At 38.2% G+C, this 17,554-nt stretch carries 18 protein-coding genes and 1 tRNA gene; 15 read left to right on the forward strand and 4 right to left on the reverse strand.

Going from position 1 to position 17,554, the window contains the following annotated elements; translation table 11 throughout:
* Positions 1 to 163 precede the first annotated feature (163 nt).
* Together ACEN4L_RS08685 and ACEN4L_RS08690 are read right to left on the reverse strand one after the other, a co-directional pair.
* Positions 164 to 691 carry a hypothetical protein gene (locus ACEN4L_RS08685; protein WP_407097624.1) on the reverse strand — a complete coding sequence of 176 codons (528 nt, stop codon included), beginning with the start codon at positions 689 to 691 and terminating at the stop codon, positions 164 to 166.
* A gap of 21 nt (positions 692 to 712) precedes the next feature.
* On the reverse strand, positions 713 to 1,063 hold the full coding sequence (locus ACEN4L_RS08690; RefSeq protein ID WP_407097625.1) for a hypothetical protein: 351 nt from the start codon (positions 1,061 to 1,063) through the stop codon (positions 713 to 715).
* A gap of 188 nt (positions 1,064 to 1,251) precedes the next feature.
* Here ACEN4L_RS08690 and ACEN4L_RS08695 point away from each other — a divergent pair, with 188 nt between their 5' ends.
* The 14 genes from ACEN4L_RS08695 (at position 1,252) to glnA (ACEN4L_RS08760) (ending at position 15,666) form a co-directional block, all read left to right on the forward strand.
* Positions 1,252 to 2,898, forward strand: a complete 1,647-nt coding sequence (locus ACEN4L_RS08695; protein ID WP_407097626.1) for a glycoside hydrolase family 13 protein — start codon at positions 1,252 to 1,254, stop codon at positions 2,896 to 2,898.
* A gap of 122 nt (positions 2,899 to 3,020) precedes the next feature.
* Positions 3,021 to 3,170: a 50S ribosomal protein L33 gene (gene rpmG / locus ACEN4L_RS08700; RefSeq protein WP_204211082.1), complete on the forward strand. Its 150-nt coding sequence runs from the start codon at positions 3,021 to 3,023 to the stop codon at positions 3,168 to 3,170.
* A 255-nt stretch (positions 3,171 to 3,425) separates the two neighbouring features.
* Complete coding sequence (locus ACEN4L_RS08705; protein ID WP_407097627.1) at positions 3,426 to 4,010, forward strand: 5-formyltetrahydrofolate cyclo-ligase; 585 nt, start codon at positions 3,426 to 3,428, stop codon at positions 4,008 to 4,010.
* 97 nt (positions 4,011 to 4,107) lie between these two features.
* Positions 4,108 to 4,809 (forward strand): rhomboid family intramembrane serine protease, encoded by a 702-nt coding sequence (locus ACEN4L_RS08710; protein ID WP_407097628.1) that lies wholly within the window; start codon positions 4,108 to 4,110, stop codon positions 4,807 to 4,809.
* Positions 4,810 to 4,811: 2 nt separating this feature from the next.
* Positions 4,812 to 5,039, forward strand: coding sequence for a YqgQ family protein (locus tag ACEN4L_RS08715; protein WP_407097629.1), 228 nt, complete (start codon positions 4,812 to 4,814; stop codon positions 5,037 to 5,039).
* 19 nt (positions 5,040 to 5,058) lie between these two features.
* Positions 5,059 to 6,027, forward strand: coding sequence for an ROK family glucokinase (locus ACEN4L_RS08720; RefSeq protein WP_407097630.1), 969 nt, complete (start codon positions 5,059 to 5,061; stop codon positions 6,025 to 6,027).
* A gap of 192 nt (positions 6,028 to 6,219) precedes the next feature.
* Entirely contained in the window at positions 6,220 to 7,314 is a 1,095-nt protein-coding gene (locus tag ACEN4L_RS08725; RefSeq protein WP_407097631.1) for a hypothetical protein, read from the forward strand.
* Positions 7,315 to 7,419: 105 nt separating this feature from the next.
* Complete coding sequence (locus ACEN4L_RS08730) at positions 7,420 to 7,818, forward strand: rhodanese-like domain-containing protein (RefSeq protein ID WP_407097632.1); 399 nt, start codon at positions 7,420 to 7,422, stop codon at positions 7,816 to 7,818.
* A 489-nt stretch (positions 7,819 to 8,307) separates the two neighbouring features.
* Positions 8,308 to 9,240, forward strand: coding sequence for a tRNA (adenosine(37)-N6)-dimethylallyltransferase MiaA (gene miaA, locus ACEN4L_RS08735; RefSeq protein WP_407097633.1), 933 nt, complete (start codon positions 8,308 to 8,310; stop codon positions 9,238 to 9,240).
* Positions 9,241 to 9,279: 39 nt separating this feature from the next.
* Positions 9,280 to 10,527, forward strand: coding sequence for a GTPase HflX (gene hflX, locus ACEN4L_RS08740; protein ID WP_407097634.1), 1,248 nt, complete (start codon positions 9,280 to 9,282; stop codon positions 10,525 to 10,527).
* A complete protein-coding gene (locus ACEN4L_RS08745) occupies positions 10,524 to 11,789 on the forward strand; it encodes an aminotransferase class I/II-fold pyridoxal phosphate-dependent enzyme (protein ID WP_407097635.1) in 1,266 nt (421 codons plus the stop codon). The genes hflX and ACEN4L_RS08745 overlap by 4 nt, the downstream gene beginning before the upstream one ends.
* A 169-nt stretch (positions 11,790 to 11,958) precedes the next feature.
* Positions 11,959 to 13,290, forward strand: a complete 1,332-nt coding sequence (gene glnA / locus ACEN4L_RS08750) for a type I glutamate--ammonia ligase (protein ID WP_407097636.1) — start codon at positions 11,959 to 11,961, stop codon at positions 13,288 to 13,290.
* Positions 13,291 to 13,887: 597 nt separating this feature from the next.
* Positions 13,888 to 14,280 (forward strand): MerR family transcriptional regulator, encoded by a 393-nt coding sequence (locus tag ACEN4L_RS08755; protein WP_407097182.1) that lies wholly within the window; start codon positions 13,888 to 13,890, stop codon positions 14,278 to 14,280.
* A 45-nt stretch (positions 14,281 to 14,325) separates the two neighbouring features.
* Entirely contained in the window at positions 14,326 to 15,666 is a 1,341-nt protein-coding gene (glnA, locus tag ACEN4L_RS08760) for a type I glutamate--ammonia ligase (RefSeq protein ID WP_407097183.1), read from the forward strand.
* Between the two features lie 70 nt (positions 15,667 to 15,736).
* Here the strand turns inward: glnA (ACEN4L_RS08760) and ACEN4L_RS08765 are convergent, their stop codons facing one another.
* Positions 15,737 to 16,120, reverse strand: coding sequence for a PH domain-containing protein (locus tag ACEN4L_RS08765; RefSeq protein ID WP_407097184.1), 384 nt, complete (start codon positions 16,118 to 16,120; stop codon positions 15,737 to 15,739).
* A 201-nt stretch (positions 16,121 to 16,321) separates the two neighbouring features.
* On the opposite strand from ACEN4L_RS08765, the gene ACEN4L_RS08770 reads away from it, so the two are divergent.
* Positions 16,322 to 17,305, forward strand: a complete 984-nt coding sequence (locus ACEN4L_RS08770; protein ID WP_407097185.1) for a diguanylate cyclase domain-containing protein — start codon at positions 16,322 to 16,324, stop codon at positions 17,303 to 17,305.
* Between the two features lie 165 nt (positions 17,306 to 17,470).
* Here ACEN4L_RS08770 and ACEN4L_RS08775 read toward each other — a convergent pair.
* Positions 17,471 to 17,544, reverse strand: a tRNA-Arg gene (locus ACEN4L_RS08775).
* Positions 17,545 to 17,554 lie beyond the last annotated feature (10 nt).

Genomic DNA, 17,554 nt, shown 5'->3' on the forward strand with positions numbered 1-17,554 from the left:
CCTCAAAGGTCTAGTATCTCCCGATAGTTACTATTTAAAACAAAAGCATGTTATATAAAATTGAACCGCCGTATACCGAACGGTACGTACGGTGGTGTGAGAGGACGGTAAATAAATTAATTATTTATCTCCTACTCGATGACAACTTTTAATATCAGGAAAATTAATTTTCACTTGATAAGATGTCCGCGATTTCTTGGAACGACATACCACTTTCAATTGTGAAAGTACCAGGTCGAATTAGGTTTGACAAATTGTTCTCTTCTAAAAAGTTGTCAAAATCAGCAGAATTTTCAATAATTCCTTGATCTTGCAACTGACGAGCTGCAATACTGCTTGGATCGCCGTTATTGATGACAACAGTAGCTGTCACAGCTTCGGATGAAGATTCTTCTGTGCTGCTGTCTGCTTCTTCAGTTTCACTCTCAGAGCTTTCCTCAGCAGCTGTTTCATCAGTAGATTCAGTATCTTGTCCATCTTCAGCGTATTCGCTTTCCATTTTTGCCAGTTCAGTTTCTGCAAGCAGACTCTCATACTTATCTTTATACGTTTCATCTTCTTGAGTCAACTCAGTTGAAGCATCTGTTGCATCAACAGGTTGGGATTCGTAAAAGAACGAACGATAACCTGCAAGAATGAGGGCAGATACCAAGAAACCTAACGACAAGAATCGTAATGCTGGTTTACTCATGTTATGTACCTCCTTGATTGATTAGGCTTCTAACACATAATCGTCTATGACCGATTGAACGGTTTGTTCAGATAAACGTGTTTGGCTGGAAATGTCTTCAGGTGCAGCACCTTGTGTATACAAAGTGATGATGTGTTTTCTTAATACATCGTGTACTTTATCAGATAAAGGCAATTCTTCCGATTGAATATTCAATTCTGATTCAAGTAAAGTGACTCTTTTTTTCAAATGATCGATTTCTTGCAACCACTGCAAAGATAATTCTTCAAATTCTTCTTGCACTTTTTCTCCATTGTCTTGTTTATAGAAAGACCAAACGATCAAAGCTATTGCAATAACAAGTAGAACAATCACAATAATCCATAAATCCATTTATTTCACCTCTTTATAATTTACTTCCAGAAAAAGTTTACCACAATATGCGCACAAAACCTATGTTGTAAATAAAACTTAATATAATTTCATGCTTTTTGTACTTTTTGAAAAAAGGTGTCCTCTCGGTTTGAAAGATATGGTAAACTACGTTTGAAAGCCTTATCAAAAAACTTAAGGAGTTAACTATGGACAAAAAATGGTGGAAAAATGCAGTAGTGTACCAAATCTATCCTAGAAGTTTTCAAGACAGCAATGGAGATGGGATAGGAGACATTCAAGGAATCATTCAACGATTGGATTATCTTGAAAAATTAGGGATTAACGTGATTTGGCTCAGTCCAGTTTATGAATCGCCTAATGATGATAATGGATATGATATCAGCGATTATTATGCTATCATGGCAGAATTTGGAACAATGGAAGATATGGAACTGCTGATAGCAGAAGCTAAAAAAAGAAATATTCGTTTAGTAATGGATCTGGTTGTCAACCATACATCAGACGAACACGCTTGGTTTATTGAGGCAAAAAAATCCAAGGAAAATCCTTATCGCGATTATTATATTTGGAGAGATCCAGTGAATGGAGATGTTCCAAACGGTTTAGGTTCTGTTTTTAGCGGTTCCGCGTGGGAATATGAGGAAGAAACCGAGCAATATTTTATGCATCTATTTAGTAAACGCCAACCAGATTTAAATTGGGAAAATAAAGACATGCGTTATGAGATCTATAACATGATGAATTTTTGGCTGGATAAAGGGATCGGCGGATTTCGGTTGGACGTTATTGAGTTGGTCGGTAAACTGCCAGACCAAGAGATCACCGCTCACGGTCCTAAGTTGCATGAATATTTGCAGGAAATGAATCGTGAAACGTTTGGAAAACAGGATGTGATGACGGTTGGAGAAACCAATTCAGCTAATCCTCAACAAGCGAAACTGTTTTCTGGTACCGATCGCAAAGAATTATCTATGGTGTTTCAATTCGAGCATATGGCTCTCGACCAACAGCCGGGAAAAGCAAAATGGGATCTAAGACCGCTGTCTGTTGTGGAATTAAAACAAGTTCTTTCTACATGGCAAGTGGAGCTTCAAAATGAGGGTTGGAATAGTCTTTTTTGGAACAACCATGATCAGCCCAGAATCGTTTCGAGATGGGGAAATGATCAGGAACATCGTGTGGAGAGTGCTAAAATGTTTGCTATTTTGCTGCATATGATGAAAGGAACTCCTTATATTTATCAAGGAGAAGAAATCGGTATGACAAATATTACCCTGACCGATATTTCCCAAGCAGATGATGTAGAAACAAAGAATATGTATCATGAACGTTTGGCAGAAGGGTACAGCAAAGAAGCTGTTTTGGCTTCTATCAATGCTAAAGGAAGAGATAATGCACGCACTCCAATTCAATGGGAAGATTCAAAAGAGGCAGGTTTTACGACAGGACAACCTTGGTTGCCGGTAAATCCAAATTATCCGTCGATCAACGTGAAACAAGCTTTAGCTGACCCAAAGTCTATTTTTTATACTTACCAAAAATTGATTCAATTGAGAAAAGAAAATCCTCTTATGGTTTACGGTGATTATCAATTGTTGGCAGAAGAAGATGAATCTTTATTTGCTTATACAAGAACTTTCCAAGGAGAGACATGGCTGGTCGTGGCGAATTTTAGTGAGCAAGTCAACAAATTTCAGTTTACTGAGGAAACAACTGAATTGGAACCCATCATCAGTAATAGTGCGGTTAAACGATATGATTTAAATCAACTTCAATTGGATGCTTACGAAACATTTGTCGTTAAATTAGATTCTCCTCTTTATGTAAAGTAAAAAAACTTTACAAAGAATAAAAAAATACTGGAATCTACTATAAAAAAATGGTATCATAATCAAGTCGGAAGATTGGATAAATAACTATCTTCAAATATTGTTTAATGCTTGGAGGGAAAATCATGCGCGTAAACATCACAATGGAATGTACTGAATGTAAAGAACGTAACTACATCTCAAAGAAAAACAAACGTAACAATCCGGACCGTGTTGAATTTAAAAAATACTGCCCACGCGAACGTCGCGTAACTCTACACCGTGAAACTAAATAATTTAGTTAAATGCTGTGGAATACGTATGGCTTGCCGTATAAATACGTCCCTGTGACTGGTTGATTTATTCAAACAGCCGCAGGGTCGTATTGTCTTATGAGCCGATTAGTGGAATACAATCAAAAAATCACAAAGAAAAAAGGTACTGGGGGATTTATACCGGTTCCTTTTTTGCTATACTGAAGAAGAGTGTGAAGTAAGGAATTAAATTTACGGGTATGTAAATGACCTCTATCACAACTTTAAGAAGGGAAAGTGGAAACAGTGAATAAAAAAGAGATTCGGAAAGACAAAATCCGGACGTTAAAAAAACTAAGCGGAATTGAAAAAAAAGTAGCAGAAGAAAAAATTTATGCCAATCTTTTTCGTTCGCGCTATTGGCAGCAAGCTTCAACCATTGCCTTGACCATGGCTCAAGAGTTCGAATTGAATACTTTGCCTATAGTGGAAGAAGCATGGAAAACAAATAAAAAGATCGTGATGCCGAGAGCAAAAAAAGAACGGATCATGGATTTTGTCTTATATAATGAACATACACCGATGAAAATTTCTTCATTTGGATTGCTTGAACCGGATCCTGCATTACAGCCTATTGCTAAAAATGCCATTGATTTAGTGGTTGTTCCGGGACTGGGATTTTCAAAAGAGGGTTATCGGATAGGATTTGGTGGGGGTTATTACGATCGGTTTTTAGCAGATTTTTTAGGGACTAAAATAGCGTTGGTATTAAAGGAACAGCAAATTGATTTGTGGGATCCTGAACCCTTTGATATACCGATGGACGCTTTAGTCATGGAAGATAAGGTTATTTCAACTGCAGATTTCCAAACAGGAAAATAAAATATTATTTTGCATTTTGTGAAGATTACTTTGTGCTATAATATAGAATTGAAAAGACGAATGAGTAAAAAATATAAGTGAGAATGGAGTTTAATAGATGAATTACCAAACTCAAATGAAAATAAAACGCTATTTGAGGCAACCAATCGTCACGTATACTTTTTTAGGTCTTCAGATTCTGTTATTTATCTTAATGACTTTTGACGGAGGAAGCACCAACACCTTGACTTTAGTTCAATATGGGGCGAAGTTTAATCCATTACTGGTGGCAGGTCAATGGTGGCGATTAGTCACTCCTATATTCCTGCATATTGGTTGGGTACACTTGCTGATGAACTCGGTTATTTTGTATTTTCTGGGTATCCAATTAGAGGACACATTGGGACACTGGCGTTTCGCCATGATTTATCTTTTAAGCGGAATAGCAGGGAATGCAGCTAGTTTTGCATTTAATGCCTTATCTGTATCAGCAGGAGCCAGTACGAGTTTGTTCGGTTTATTCGGAGCTACGATATTTTTAGGCAGAACATACACCAATAATCCGGCGATCCAACAAATGTCTCGGAATTTTGGAACTTTGATTGTCATTAATTTGGTTTTCGGATTTTTCAATTCCTCTGTAGATTTAGCAGGACATTTAGGCGGTCTTGCAGGAGGATTTTTATTGTCAACGGCTATTAGTGTACAAAATCCATTACCCAGATGGAAAAAGAAACGTTTGCTATATGGTGCGAGTTTTGCCGGTCTTTTGGCAGTGCTGTTGATCATCGGTTATGTACGCACTTTAGGAGTGTTTTAGAGATGGAACATTCCTTAAAAAGTGTTTACGATGTGCAGCAATTGCTGAAACGCTACGGTATTTTTGTCCACGTCGGTGAAAGACTCTGGGATCTTGAATTGATGATGGACGAATTAAGGAAAATTTATCAAACTCATTTAATTGAACGAGACGTATTTGTCTCGGCTATGGTTATCTTAAAAAAAGAGCACCAATGGGAACAAGAACACATGGATCAAAAAAATAACTAGTCAACATGGAGGAATACATATGTCAAAAAAAATTATTGGAATCGACTTGGGCGGTACTACGGTTAAATTTGCTATTTTAACAGAAGAAGGAGAAATCAAACAAAAATGGAGTATTGAGACGGATATTTCTGAAGAAGGTACAAAAATCGTTCCTTCTATTATTGAAGCCATCAATAAACACTTGCACATGTATGGCATGACTCCAGAAGATTTTATAGGGATCGGAATGGGTTCGCCGGGGACAATTGATGCTGTAAATGGAACCGTTATCGGTGCCTATAATTTAAATTGGAAAACAGTACAGCCTGTCAGAGAGCAAATTGAAGCGGGAACACAAATTCCATTCTTTATAGACAATGATGCAAATGTAGCTGCTTTAGGCGAAGCTTGGAGAGGCGCAGGAGAAAGCGATCCAAACGTTGTGTTTCTGACTCTTGGTACAGGCGTCGGAGGCGGAATCATTGTAGGGAAAAAATTGGTTCACGGAGCAATTGGAGCAGCAGGTGAAGTTGGCCATATTACAGTAGACCCGAACGGGTATGCCTGCACGTGTGGAAAAACGGGCTGCTTAGAGACTGTTGCCAGCGCTACAGGTGTCGTTCATTTGGCGAGAGACTTTTCAGATAGCTTTGCGGGTGATTCCAGACTAAAATACATCATTGATGACGGACAATTGATCACTGCAAAAGATGTCTTTGATTTGGCGAAAGAAAAAGATCCGCTAGCTTTGATGGTCGTAGATAAAGTAGCTTACTACTTAGGGTTAGCTTCTTCTCACTTGGCGAATATTTTAAATCCGTCTACGATCGTTCTTGGCGGAGGCGTTTCAAAAGCTGGAGAGATTTTAACGGAAACCATTCAACCTTATTTTGAAAAATATACATTTCCAACTATTCGTCGATCCACAAAGATTCGTTTAGCGATTTTAGGAAATGATGCAGGTGTTATCGGAGCTAGTTCACTGGTAAAAGCTTCTGTAGCGGAATAATAGAATAATGACAGCAAAAGCACCAAGGCAAAAGGCCGTGGTGCTTTTTCATTTGTAAGACTATGCTGGGTTACAGGCATTATGCAGGAGGTCAGTAGTAGTCTATGTTATAATAAGTTTAGATTGTTATCAGAACGTAAAAAAAGTGACAGAATTGAAATGAAGTTGAAATTCCAAAATAGGGTGATGAGTATGATACGTTTATCCACTGGTAAAATAGTCGTTTTACTTCTAGTTGTCGCCTTATTTTTAAGTGCTTGTCAATTTAAGGATGCAACACCAAGTACAGGTGATGAAACAGAAGAGGAAGTTGTCTTCGAGCAGATTCCTTTACCGAGAGAAGAATTCCGTAAAATAATCGGTTGGAAATCGGAAGAAGAAATTATTGTTCAATCGGGAGATATAGATGGGGATTCGCTTTACTCATTTAATATTTTTACCGGTTCTTTCAGCTTGCTGTATGAAACTGATTCTTTCATCTTAGCCTCGAACGTCATTGCTAGTGAAGAAAAAATTATTGTGCAGCAAGTAAAAAATGCTGCGTCGACATTGATTGTATTAAGTTACGCAGGGGAACAAATCCAAGAATTGCCGATCAATTCCAACGGTTTTGTAGACATAAATGTCAATGCACAGAATCCAGCTGTCGCTTTTGTATCTTATTATGAAGGAGACAATAATACGTCAGTCTACAATTGGAACATTGAGACCAATGAATACACCGCTGTCGAGTCAGCTTCTTTGAATCCGCAATGGTACTCTGAAAACTTGTACTTATTTATCGATAATGAAGATGATTTTACCTTGGAAACCGGAAAGTTATACATGGGAGATATCCGAAACGGCGAGGTTTTGTTGTTGGATTCCTATGCATCTGATTTCTTTTTACATGAAGATACGTTTATCAAGTTCACTCCATCAGATTTCAACGAGCAAGAAATCATGTTGACTTATCAATACCCATTTTTAGTAGATGCAGGCTTTATGGTGGCTCCGAAAGTTACTATGAATAATCGCATTTTATTCCCTTATTTAACACAAGCAGAAAGAGGCACTTCTATTTATGGTATTTTTGCAGAGAAGGCTGTCTCCATTGAGGAGGAGCCAGGTCAATTTATCTTTGCTGAATTGAATTTTGAAGAAGGCCAAATTGAACCTATAGTAGAAGTGCCAGAAGAAGCACCGATTTTAATTTCTGCAAATGGACAGTATTGCTTGTACGGTTGGAACTTCGAACTGCTAATCGATATCGAAAATCAAACAATCCATGAATTAATTTCCCTTTAATCCATGGATTCTCTTTACAGCAAGAAAAAACCTCTAGTAAATTAGCGCATTCTTGTGTAAAATTAGTACTTGAACAAGGATGTACAGAAAGGGGTTCACTAGATTTTGGAAACAACGACAATTATCAATTATATATTATGGGGCGTTATTATCATTTGGGGTATTTACGAACTGGCACAATACTTTAGACGTAAAAATGCAGCCGTGGAATTACCGCAAGAAGATTTTACCAAGAGATTAAGAAAAGTGCAATTAGTTGATGTTCGTGAAAAAGACGATTTTGATGCAGGACATATTCTTGGAGCACGCAATGTTCCATACTCTATGTTAAAACAACGCATCACTGATTTTCGTAAGGATCAACCCATCTACCTTTACGATGAAAATCAAACTATCAGCAGACGTGCAGCCTTAAAATTACGTAAAGCCGGATACACAGACCTTTACACATTAAAAGGCGGCTACAAAAAATGGACAGGCAAAATCAAACGGAAAGCTAGATAATAGAGTAAAACATGGCGTTTTGCTCATACACAACTCGTCTAAAAAAAGAGCGCTGAGCAGAGCATCCAGCTCATCGTACATAAAACTATCCGAATAGTTTGGGCTTTTTCCAAACAGTCCGGGTAGTTTTTATGTTAGTATGAGCTGCTTTTTTGCGCATGTCTGCCAACGCAGCTTATTCAATCCAACTAAGAAGCCTACATTTTAGAATCAATCTAAGCGCCTCCTGAGTGAACCTTTTGAAGAATTCTGCTACTGAGGTCGTGTTTGTGTTATACGAACAGATTTTTTGTAAAGATAGAAAGACTGAATTAGGTTTGATAGGAGAGGAATAGCGTAATATATGGTATAATTACCAAGATAATAGAAGGAACCATATTCTGATCCAGCATCAAGGATTCTAAAAGTAAAGGCGTTATCTTCACTGACTTTTTAGTTGTTTTCTTGAGTAAAGGGAGTATTGGTAGCAAAAGGAGTGTTGTATTACTCATGAAAACCAAAATACTTGTTATTGTTGGACCGACAGCAGTTGGGAAAACGAGTTTGAGTATCGAAATAGCCAAAAAAATGAATGGTGAAATCATCAGCGGGGATTCTATGCAAATCTATAAAGGTTTGGATATCGGAACAGCTAAAGTAACCTCTGAAGAAATGGAGGGGATTCCCCATTATTTAATTGATGAAATAGAACCATGGGGCAATTACACGGTGACAGTGTTTCAAAAAAGAGCCAAAGAGTTGATTAAACAAATCACTGCCAAAGGGAAAATCCCGATTATTGTAGGCGGGACGGGTTTGTACATTGAATCGCTGCTGTATGATGTCAGTTATGGTGGAGAAGGTCAGACAGATCCAGTATTCAGAAATGAAAAAGAAGCTATAGCAGAGGAAAAAGGAAATCTTTTTTTGTGGGAAGAGTTGAAAAAGATCGATCCAGAGGCAGCTCAGAAAATACACCACAATAATCGCAGAAGAGTGATCAGAGCATTGGAAGTATTTCACGTCACCGGAGAACCATTTTCTTCTTACCAAAATGAACGTCAGCAAAAAGAATCGATTTACGATGCTGAAATAATCGGATTAGACACGGCACGTTCTGTATTGTATGACCGAATCAATTTACGCGTGGATCAAATGCTTGCTGCTGGTCTAGAAAAAGAAGCGTATCAGTTAGTCGAACAAGGTCTGGAAGATACGCAAGCGGCCAAAGGAATTGGCTATAAAGAATGGTTCTCTTACTTTAAAGGAGAAGAAACTAAATCAGAGGTCATTGAACAAATCAAACAAAATTCTAGACGATATGCTAAAAGACAACTGACTTGGTTCAGGAATCGCATGGATAATGTCAGTTGGTGGAATCTGGTAGAGCATCCAACAGATGAGAAACAAGTGTTGGCAGAAGTTGAGGCGTTTTTTAACTAGTGATTTAAATGCCGGATGAAATGATGAAGGGGTGATTTTATGGAGACACAAGCTAAAGCAGAACGAGTCATACTAGTAGGAGTCCAAACGACAGAAACAGATTTTGGATTTGATTATTCCCTAAAAGAATTGGAACAATTGACAGAAACGGCTCAAGGGATAGTGGTCGGTCATTTGACTCAAAAAAGAGCGCGAGCAGATTCACGAACTTATTTGGGCAAAGGGAAAATAGAAGAATTAGGACTATTAGTAGAAGAGCTGGAAGCCGATACGGTCGTTTTTAACCATGAACTGACTCCAGGACAAACGAGAAATATTCAAGATGTGGTCGAAGTAAAAGTAATCGACCGGGTGCAATTGATCTTGGATATCTTTGCGATGCACGCCAAAAGCAAAGAAGGAAAGCTGCAAGTTGAATTGGCTCAATTGCAATATCTATTGCCAAGACTGGCTGGTCAAGGGGTAAACTTATCGAGGCTTGGCGGTGGAATCGGAACCAGAGGACCTGGTGAAACTAAGTTGGAAACGGATCGTCGCCACATTCGCGATCAAATAAACGATATTCGCAAAGAATTGTTCAAAACAGAAAAACACCGTGAACTGACACGTAAACAGCGAAAAGAAAGCAATATTTTTCAGATTGGATTAATGGGGTACACCAATGCCGGCAAGTCAACATTACTCAATAAGTTGACCCATGCTGAAACGTATGAAGAGAATAAATTGTTTGCTACGCTGGACCCGCTGACACGGCAGTTGAAATTGCCAAGCGGACTAAATGTCACGATAACCGATACAGTAGGATTTATTCAAGACTTGCCAACACAATTGATTGAAGCTTTTCAATCTACTCTTGAAGAAACAAGAGGTGTCGATTTATTGCTGCATGTCGTGGATGCGTCAGCAGAAAACATGTTGGAACATGAACGTACCGTAATGAATTTATTGATGGATTTAAAAATGGACCACCTTCCGCTTTTAACGATCTATAATAAAAGTGATTTGATTGAAGGACCGTTTTATCCAGATTATTTCCCGAACATTGTGATGTCTGCTAAAAATGATCAAGATATCGAATTGCTGTTGACTCAATTAATGGACAAAGTAGAAGAAATCATGGAACCGTATCGGATAGAAGTACCTGTAGCTGAAGGAGATTTATTGATTCAGTTGAAACAAGAAACACAAATAGCGACACAAGTATACGATGAAGAAAAAAATGTTTATGTCGTAAAAGGTTATGCTAAAGCGACGTCTAGATGGATTGGAGAATCGGAGAAAGAATGAGTTGGAATAAACAATATACATCAGAATTGCAACAACGAATTACTGAGGTAGAGAAGAAAATCCAGCCGATGGTGGATCAAATTCACGAAAACGCCTTGATCAATCAAAAGAAAGTGCTGGACAGTTTTCGAGAAAAACATGTCTCTGATCAGCATTTTAACCCTTCTACCGGTTATGGATACGATGATTTTGGCCGCGATACATTAGAAGAAGTGTACGCAGACGTGTTTAAAGCTGAAGCAGGGCTAGTCCGTCCGCAATTGATTTCAGGAACCCATGCGATTACTACAGCGTTATTTGGAATCATGCGTCCTGGAGATGATTTGTTGTACATCACAGGGCAGCCGTATGATACGTTATTGGAAGTTGTCGGAGTGACCGGAAATGCAGTCGGCTCTTTTAAAGAATATCAAATGGGGTATGATTCAGTAGCTCTGTTAGAAGACGGCAGTGTAGACTTTGAAATGGTCAAAGAAAAAATGACGGCTAAAACGAAAGTTGTAGCGATTCAACGGTCTCGCGGCTATGCTAGCCGTCCTTCCTTTACGATTGAGAAAATTGAAGAAATGATCCAATTTGTCAGAAGCGTCAATCCTGAAGTCATTATTTTTGTGGATAATTGTTATGGAGAATTTGTGGAAGAAAGAGAGCCGATAGAAGTTGGCGCTGATTTGATGGCAGGTTCATTGATCAAAAACCCGGGTGGAGGGTTAGCTAAAATCGGCGGGTACATCGTTGGTCGCTTGGATCTAGTAGAAGCATGTGGTTACCGTTTGACTTCTCCAGGTATCGGTCGTGAAGCTGGGGCTTCTCTGTACAGCTTACCGGAAATGTATCAAGGTTTCTTTATGGCTCCTCACATTGTGGGAGAAGCTTTAAAAGGTGCTGTTTATACAGCTGCTTTATTGGAAACTTGCGGAGTCTCTTCTATACCAAGATGGGATGAAAAACGCACCGACTTGATCCAAATGATTTCATTGAATGATGAAAAGAAGATGGTTCAATTTGCGCAAACGATCCAAAAATATTCTCCAATCAATGCACATGTAACCCCAATTGGAGCCTATATGCCGGGATATGAAGATGATGTGATTATGGCAGCTGGAACATTCGTTCAAGGGTCAAGTATTGAACTGACAGCTGATGGTCCGATCCGCGCACCTTATACGTTGTATGTCCAAGGTGGTTTGACATATGAACATGTCAAACTAGCTGTAACAGCTGCCGTATCAGAGTTGTATTTTGAAACAAAAACCCCTTAATTTAGTGAGCCTGATCATAGCAGATAGTTTATGGTCAGGCTTTTTGCTGTGTTCCTTAGGGGTTATTCCATGACAAGTCCAGTGATTTTGTGTTACGTTTAGTAAGGAGAAATTGTGGGAGACACAATTTAAGGACTAAAAAAATTAAGAGGAGTTTAGTTACAAAACAATGAAAAATCATACAAAGCAAGAAATCAAGGAAATTGCACAGTCAGAAAATGTACGATTCTTACGTTTGATGTTTACGGATATAGATGGGGTCATAAAAAATGTAGAAGTTCCCATCAGTCAACTCGATAAGGTACTAGACAATAAAATGATGTTTGATGGTTCCTCAATCGATGGCTTCGTAGCAGTTGAAGAGAGTGACATGCAATTACGACCAGATTTATCGACTTGGCTCATTTTCCCGTGGGATACAGAATACGGAAAAATCGCACGGTTGATTTGTGATGTATACAATCCAGATGGGACCCCATTTGCCGGAGATCCTCGTTCAAATTTAAAACGAGTCTTAGAAGAAATGGAAAGTGAGGGCTTTACAGAATTTAATTTAGGGCCAGAGCCGGAGTTTTTCTTGTTTAAATTAGACGAAAACGGAGAACCGTCGCAGCGATTAAACGACCATGGTGGGTATTTTGATTTAGCGCCTACTGATTTAGGTGAAAACTGTCGTCGGGATATTGTGTTGCAACTAGAGGAATTAGGCTTTGAAATTGAAGCCAGCCACCATGAAGCTGCTCCTGGGCAACATGAGATCGATTGGAAATATGCAGATGCCGTAGAAGCTTGTGACAACATTCAAACTTTTAAACTAGTGGTAAAAACAATTGCCCGCAAACATGGATTGCATGCTTCGTTTATGCCGAAACCGATCAATGGGGTTCATGGATCAGGTATGCATTTCAACATGTCTTTATTCAATGAAGAAGGAAATGCTTTTTATGACGAAGAAGATGTTATGGGATTAAGCAAAACAGCTCACGAATTCATAGCCGGTCTGTTGAAACACGCTAAATCTTATACAGCGATTTGCAACCCAACAGTCAATTCATACAAACGTTTAACACCAGGGTTTGAAGCACCTGTGCATATTGCATGGAGTGCCAGCAACCGTTCGCCGCTAGTGCGCGTGCCAACTTCTAGAGGGATGTCTACTCGTGTTGAATTACGCAGTGTAGATCCAAGCGCAAATCCGTATCTTGCTTTAGCGGTATTGTTAAAAGCTGGATTAAGCGGGATTCAAGAAAGTAAAGTTGTAGCAGATCCGGTTGAAAAGAACATTTATCAAATGACATCTTCAGAACTGGGGGAACAAGACATTGAGCGTTTGCCAGCGACATTATATGAAGCGGTCAATTACTTGAGAAAAGATGACCTCATGAAAGAAGCTATGGGCGATCATATGTATAACAACTTCATTACCATTCGCACACAAGAATGGGTAGAATACAATGAACAAGTATCTCCATGGGAACAACAAAAATACTTTAAAAAATAAATTACGATGTATAAAAGATGATTTTTTATCTTCTGGCGTTGGTAAAGAAATTTCCTCCGACCTATGGAACTGCTTATGGAAAACCTTATAGACCGGAGGATATTTCTAAGGATGAGTTTCTAAAAGGTTTAGCCTTAAAAAGGAAACTATTTTTATTTACTAACGTCAAATATTGCAGAATCTAAAAGACTGGGACCGCGAAAGTGTCTCGGTCTTTTTTTGTCTGATTTAAACTTAAGCCGGTCAAAATAGATTCTCAAAGTCTGATGATGATTAATTGTATGAGTCAAGAGAGCAGTTTCAACAGTTAAAGGTAGTAATTTTTTTATGAGGCTTTATATTGAACATAACTTTTCAGTCTCATAGAACCAGTCAGGCGAATAGTAGTCTTTATTGCAGCGAGAAAGTGGATCTGTTTTCACTCCTTTATAAAAAGTGGTATACCTGAAAATTTGTTTTGATATTCGGAATGAAGAACCCTTTTAAAATGTTTAAGTTCGTAAATCTATGTTAGAAAACCTAACATTTTGTAAAAAATAGATTGACATGCACGATATGAACTGGTAATCTGTAAAAGTAATTGAGAGGAGGACAAAAATGAGAGAAAAAGAATTGCGAAGATCTATGTCTGTATTTCCAATTGGTACAGTTATGAAACTGACGGATTTAACGGCACGACAGATTCGTTATTATGAAGAACAAGAGTTGATTTATCCTGAACGGAATGAAGGCAATCGAAGAATGTATTCTCTGAATGATATTGATGTGCTCCTTGAGATTAAAGATTATTTAGCTGATGGAATCAACATGGCAGGTATTAAAAGGATTTATGAATTGAAAGAGCTCGAAAATAATGAAAAAACCAAATCATATGAAAAGAATTTAACAGATGATGATGTTAGAAGAATTTTGTATTCTGAGTTTTTATCTATTAGTGGAATGTCTCCCAAAGATAAAAATAAACTGAATCAACAACGTTTTAAACATTAATAGCTTTACATAAAAAAGTCTGATTTATAAAGGAGAGAAACAGTAATGGCAAAATTTACCCAAGAATTTATTGAACAAGCTGCAAAAGATGAGGATGTACGATTCCTCCGATTAATGTTTACCGATATTTTAGGAACCATAAAGAACGTTGAAGTGCCCATTAGTCAATTGGAGAAAGTGTTAGACAATAAAATGATGTTTGATGGTTCTTCTATCGAAGGTTTTGTGCGGATCGAAGAAAGTGATATGTACTTACACCCAGATACGGATACTTGGCTGATTTTCCCTTGGGAGGTCGGGAAAGGCAAAGGAAAAGTGGCACGTTTGATTTGTGATATTTATAATCCGGACGGCACTCCATTTTTAGGGGACCCGCGTGCGAATTTAAAACGTGTGTTGATGGAAATGGAAGAACTAGGGTTTACTGAATTTAACTTAGGACCGGAACCGGAGTTCTTCTTGTTCAAATTAGATGATAAAAATGAACCAACTTTGGAATTGAATGATCATGGTGGTTACTTTGACTTAGCTCCTGTTGATCTAGGAGAAAACTGCCGTCGCGATATCGTATTGCAATTAGAAGAACTAGGTTTTGAAATTGAAGCTAGTCATCATGAAGTAGCTCCTGGACAACATGAGATTGATTGGAAATACGCCAACGCAGTAGAAGCGTGCGACAATATTCAAACCTTTAAATTAGTGGTCAAAACAGTTGCGCGTCAACATGGTTTGCACGCAACATTTATGCCGAAACCTTTATTTGGTGTCAATGGATCAGGTATGCACTTTAATTTATCTCTCTTTACTAAAGAAGGCAATGCATTTTATGATAGCAAAGGAGATATGGAGTTAAGCGATACAGCTCGTGGATTTATTGCGGGGACTTTAGCTCACGCACATGCGTTTACAGCGATCTGCAACCCAACAGTCAACTCGTACAAACGTCTAGTTCCCGGTTATGAAGCTCCAGTGTATATTGCATGGAGTGGTCGTAATCGTTCACCATTGATCCGTATACCAGGATCACGCGGCATGTCTACACGTATTGAAGTACGCAGTGTAGATCCGAGCGCAAACCCCTACTTAGCGATGGCTGCTTTGCTGAAAGCTGGACTTGACGGGATTAAAAATAACTTAGAATTGCCGGCACCTATCGACCGCAATATTTATGCAATGGATGAAGAAGACCGCCAAGCTAATGGAATCTATGACTTGCCTTCAACTTTATTGGACGCTGTTAAAGCATTGTCAAAAGATGAAATCATCAAAGATGGCTTAGGAGAACATATCTACAATAACTTTGTAGAAGCGAAAAAAGTAGAATGGGATGCTTTCCGTATCCAAGTTTCACAATGGGAAAGAGAACAATACTTGAAATTGTATTAAGCTTTTGTTTAATCAAAAAGGCACAATTGATCGTTTACAGCGATCAGTTGTGCCTTTTTATTGTGAACAATTAAGCGCCTAAAACAGCTAAAGCTAAGGCTTGTTGAATGGCTTCAATATGTTTATCTTTTGTAAATTGCAAGTTTACAGCTGGTTCTGCACCACTTGAAATATAGATTTTTAATTCGGCATCTAAATCGAAATGCCCTGAAGTTTCAACGGTGAACCGGCTGATCGATTTATAAGGTAATGATTGGAAAGTCGTTTTTTTCCCTGTCATTCCTTGCTTATCTATAACAATCAATCGTTTATTCGTGAAAACAATCGTATCCCGCACTAATTTGAAAGCTAAATCGATTTCTTCTGAGTCTAAAACAACACTGCCTAACTTTTTACGTGCCTCTTCTGCGCTGATATTGCTTGCATTTCCCATCATTCCGCCAAGTAATCCCATGTATATACACTCCTTTAGTTAATAAATACTCATTTCAACCAGTATATCAAAAGAGTAGAAAGAAGTGAAAGCAGAGACGCTATTTATAGAAAGAAAGAAGTTTTTTGAAGACTTATTGAAGGGGAAGCTAAAGTATAGTAAACTTACTTAAATAAAGGGTTTTTAAGTTTCCGCTCAAGTTCTACAAAAGGAGTTGATAAAATGCAAGAATACGAAGAGTATTCAAAAGAAGAATTGGTAACCAAAATAGTGTCTTTAACGCGATTAAATAAAGAATTGTTGCAGACATTTCAAAAATCAGAGCGTTTAGAATTTGGCTGGACAGGAAACTTGGGACAATGGTTCTGGGATTTTACAGTGAATGAAGTGACGTTCAATCCATTGAAAGCAGAAGCGATTGGGTATGGAAAAGAAGATTTACCGGAGAAAGTGACCTTTCAGTTTTTTACAGACAAACTGCATCCAGAAGACAAAGAAGAAGTCATGCAAAAGATGAGAGACCATCTTGCGGGGAAAATTCCTGTGTGGGAAGTGAAGTATCGTATCCAAGCTAAAGATGGTTCATGGAAAGTATATCAAGACCGTGGGAAAGTGACGGAACGAAATGAAAAAGGCGAGCCCCTTTTCCTCTCTGGAATTGTATTTGATGTGACTGAAGAAGAAGTAGACAGAGAACAATTAGAATCGAAAAATAAACATCTATCCGATCGTTTAAAAACCGATTCATTAACGTCTTTGTATTCACGATCAGCTATCACAGTTGAGTTGGCCAAATGCGCCAGCAAAGCCAAAGCGAAAAATGAACCGCTGTCGATTGTTTTCTTAAAAATAGATCATTATGCCAGATTTGAAGAGGATTTCGGTATTATGTTGAGTGAAGAAGTGCTGAAGACAGCAGGTAAAATCATTCAGACAGTTATACAAGACAAACATATTGCTGGAAGATACCGAGAATCCGTCTTTCTCATATTGCTGGAAAACACCACTAAAAAAGAAACTCATGACACCGCAGAGACGATCCGTCAAGCTGTTTTTGAAACATTGTTTGATGTGCCGAGAAATGTGAGTGTCAGTGCAGGTATCTCTACATATAATCCCATTGAAACTATTAGCGAACTGATTCAAAGAGCCTCTAAAAAAATGGTGGCTGCTGATAATAACGGGGGAAATCAAGTCGTGGGATAACTATTTTCTTCTATAATAATGATTCGATTAAAAGCATTCTTTATCGGAAAGAATGCTTTTGTCTGTTGACCAGAAATAAAGACAAAATAAAAAAACACTCTCCGAAGAGAGTGTCTTAGTTTTGTACTAACGATATAAATACATTTATACATTAGATATTTTTAGCGTCTCAGGAGAGATTCGAACTCCCGACCGTTCGCTTAGAAGGCGAATGCTCTATCCTGCTGAGCTACTGAGACATTTTGTTTG

It is taken from the genome of Desemzia sp. FAM 23988, assembly GCF_045528365.1.
Taxonomy (GTDB): domain Bacteria; phylum Bacillota; class Bacilli; order Lactobacillales; family Carnobacteriaceae; genus Desemzia.

Excerpts from the sequence above, each read along its gene's own strand:
- ACEN4L_RS08685 (WP_407097624.1), bottom strand. The coding sequence starts at position 691 with ATGAGTAAACCAGCATTACGATTCTTGTCGTTAGGTTTCTTGGTATCT.
- ACEN4L_RS08690 (WP_407097625.1), bottom strand. The coding sequence starts at position 1,063 with ATGGATTTATGGATTATTGTGATTGTTCTACTTGTTATTGCAATAGCT.
- ACEN4L_RS08695 (WP_407097626.1), top strand. The coding sequence starts at position 1,252 with ATGGACAAAAAATGGTGGAAAAATGCAGTAGTGTACCAAATCTATCCT.
- rpmG (WP_204211082.1), top strand. The coding sequence starts at position 3,021 with ATGCGCGTAAACATCACAATGGAATGTACTGAATGTAAAGAACGTAAC.
- ACEN4L_RS08710 (WP_407097628.1), top strand. The coding sequence starts at position 4,108 with ATGAATTACCAAACTCAAATGAAAATAAAACGCTATTTGAGGCAACCA.
- ACEN4L_RS08715 (WP_407097629.1), top strand. The coding sequence starts at position 4,812 with ATGGAACATTCCTTAAAAAGTGTTTACGATGTGCAGCAATTGCTGAAA.
- ACEN4L_RS08720 (WP_407097630.1), top strand. The coding sequence starts at position 5,059 with ATGTCAAAAAAAATTATTGGAATCGACTTGGGCGGTACTACGGTTAAA.
- ACEN4L_RS08725 (WP_407097631.1), top strand. The coding sequence starts at position 6,220 with ATGATACGTTTATCCACTGGTAAAATAGTCGTTTTACTTCTAGTTGTC.
- miaA (WP_407097633.1), top strand. The coding sequence starts at position 8,308 with ATGAAAACCAAAATACTTGTTATTGTTGGACCGACAGCAGTTGGGAAA.
- hflX (WP_407097634.1), top strand. The coding sequence starts at position 9,280 with ATGGAGACACAAGCTAAAGCAGAACGAGTCATACTAGTAGGAGTCCAA.
- ACEN4L_RS08745 (WP_407097635.1), top strand. The coding sequence starts at position 10,524 with ATGAGTTGGAATAAACAATATACATCAGAATTGCAACAACGAATTACT.
- glnA (WP_407097636.1), top strand. The coding sequence starts at position 11,959 with ATGAAAAATCATACAAAGCAAGAAATCAAGGAAATTGCACAGTCAGAA.
- ACEN4L_RS08755 (WP_407097182.1), top strand. The coding sequence starts at position 13,888 with ATGAGAGAAAAAGAATTGCGAAGATCTATGTCTGTATTTCCAATTGGT.
- glnA (WP_407097183.1), top strand. The coding sequence starts at position 14,326 with ATGGCAAAATTTACCCAAGAATTTATTGAACAAGCTGCAAAAGATGAG.
- ACEN4L_RS08765 (WP_407097184.1), bottom strand. The coding sequence starts at position 16,120 with ATGGGATTACTTGGCGGAATGATGGGAAATGCAAGCAATATCAGCGCA.
- ACEN4L_RS08770 (WP_407097185.1), top strand. The coding sequence starts at position 16,322 with ATGCAAGAATACGAAGAGTATTCAAAAGAAGAATTGGTAACCAAAATA.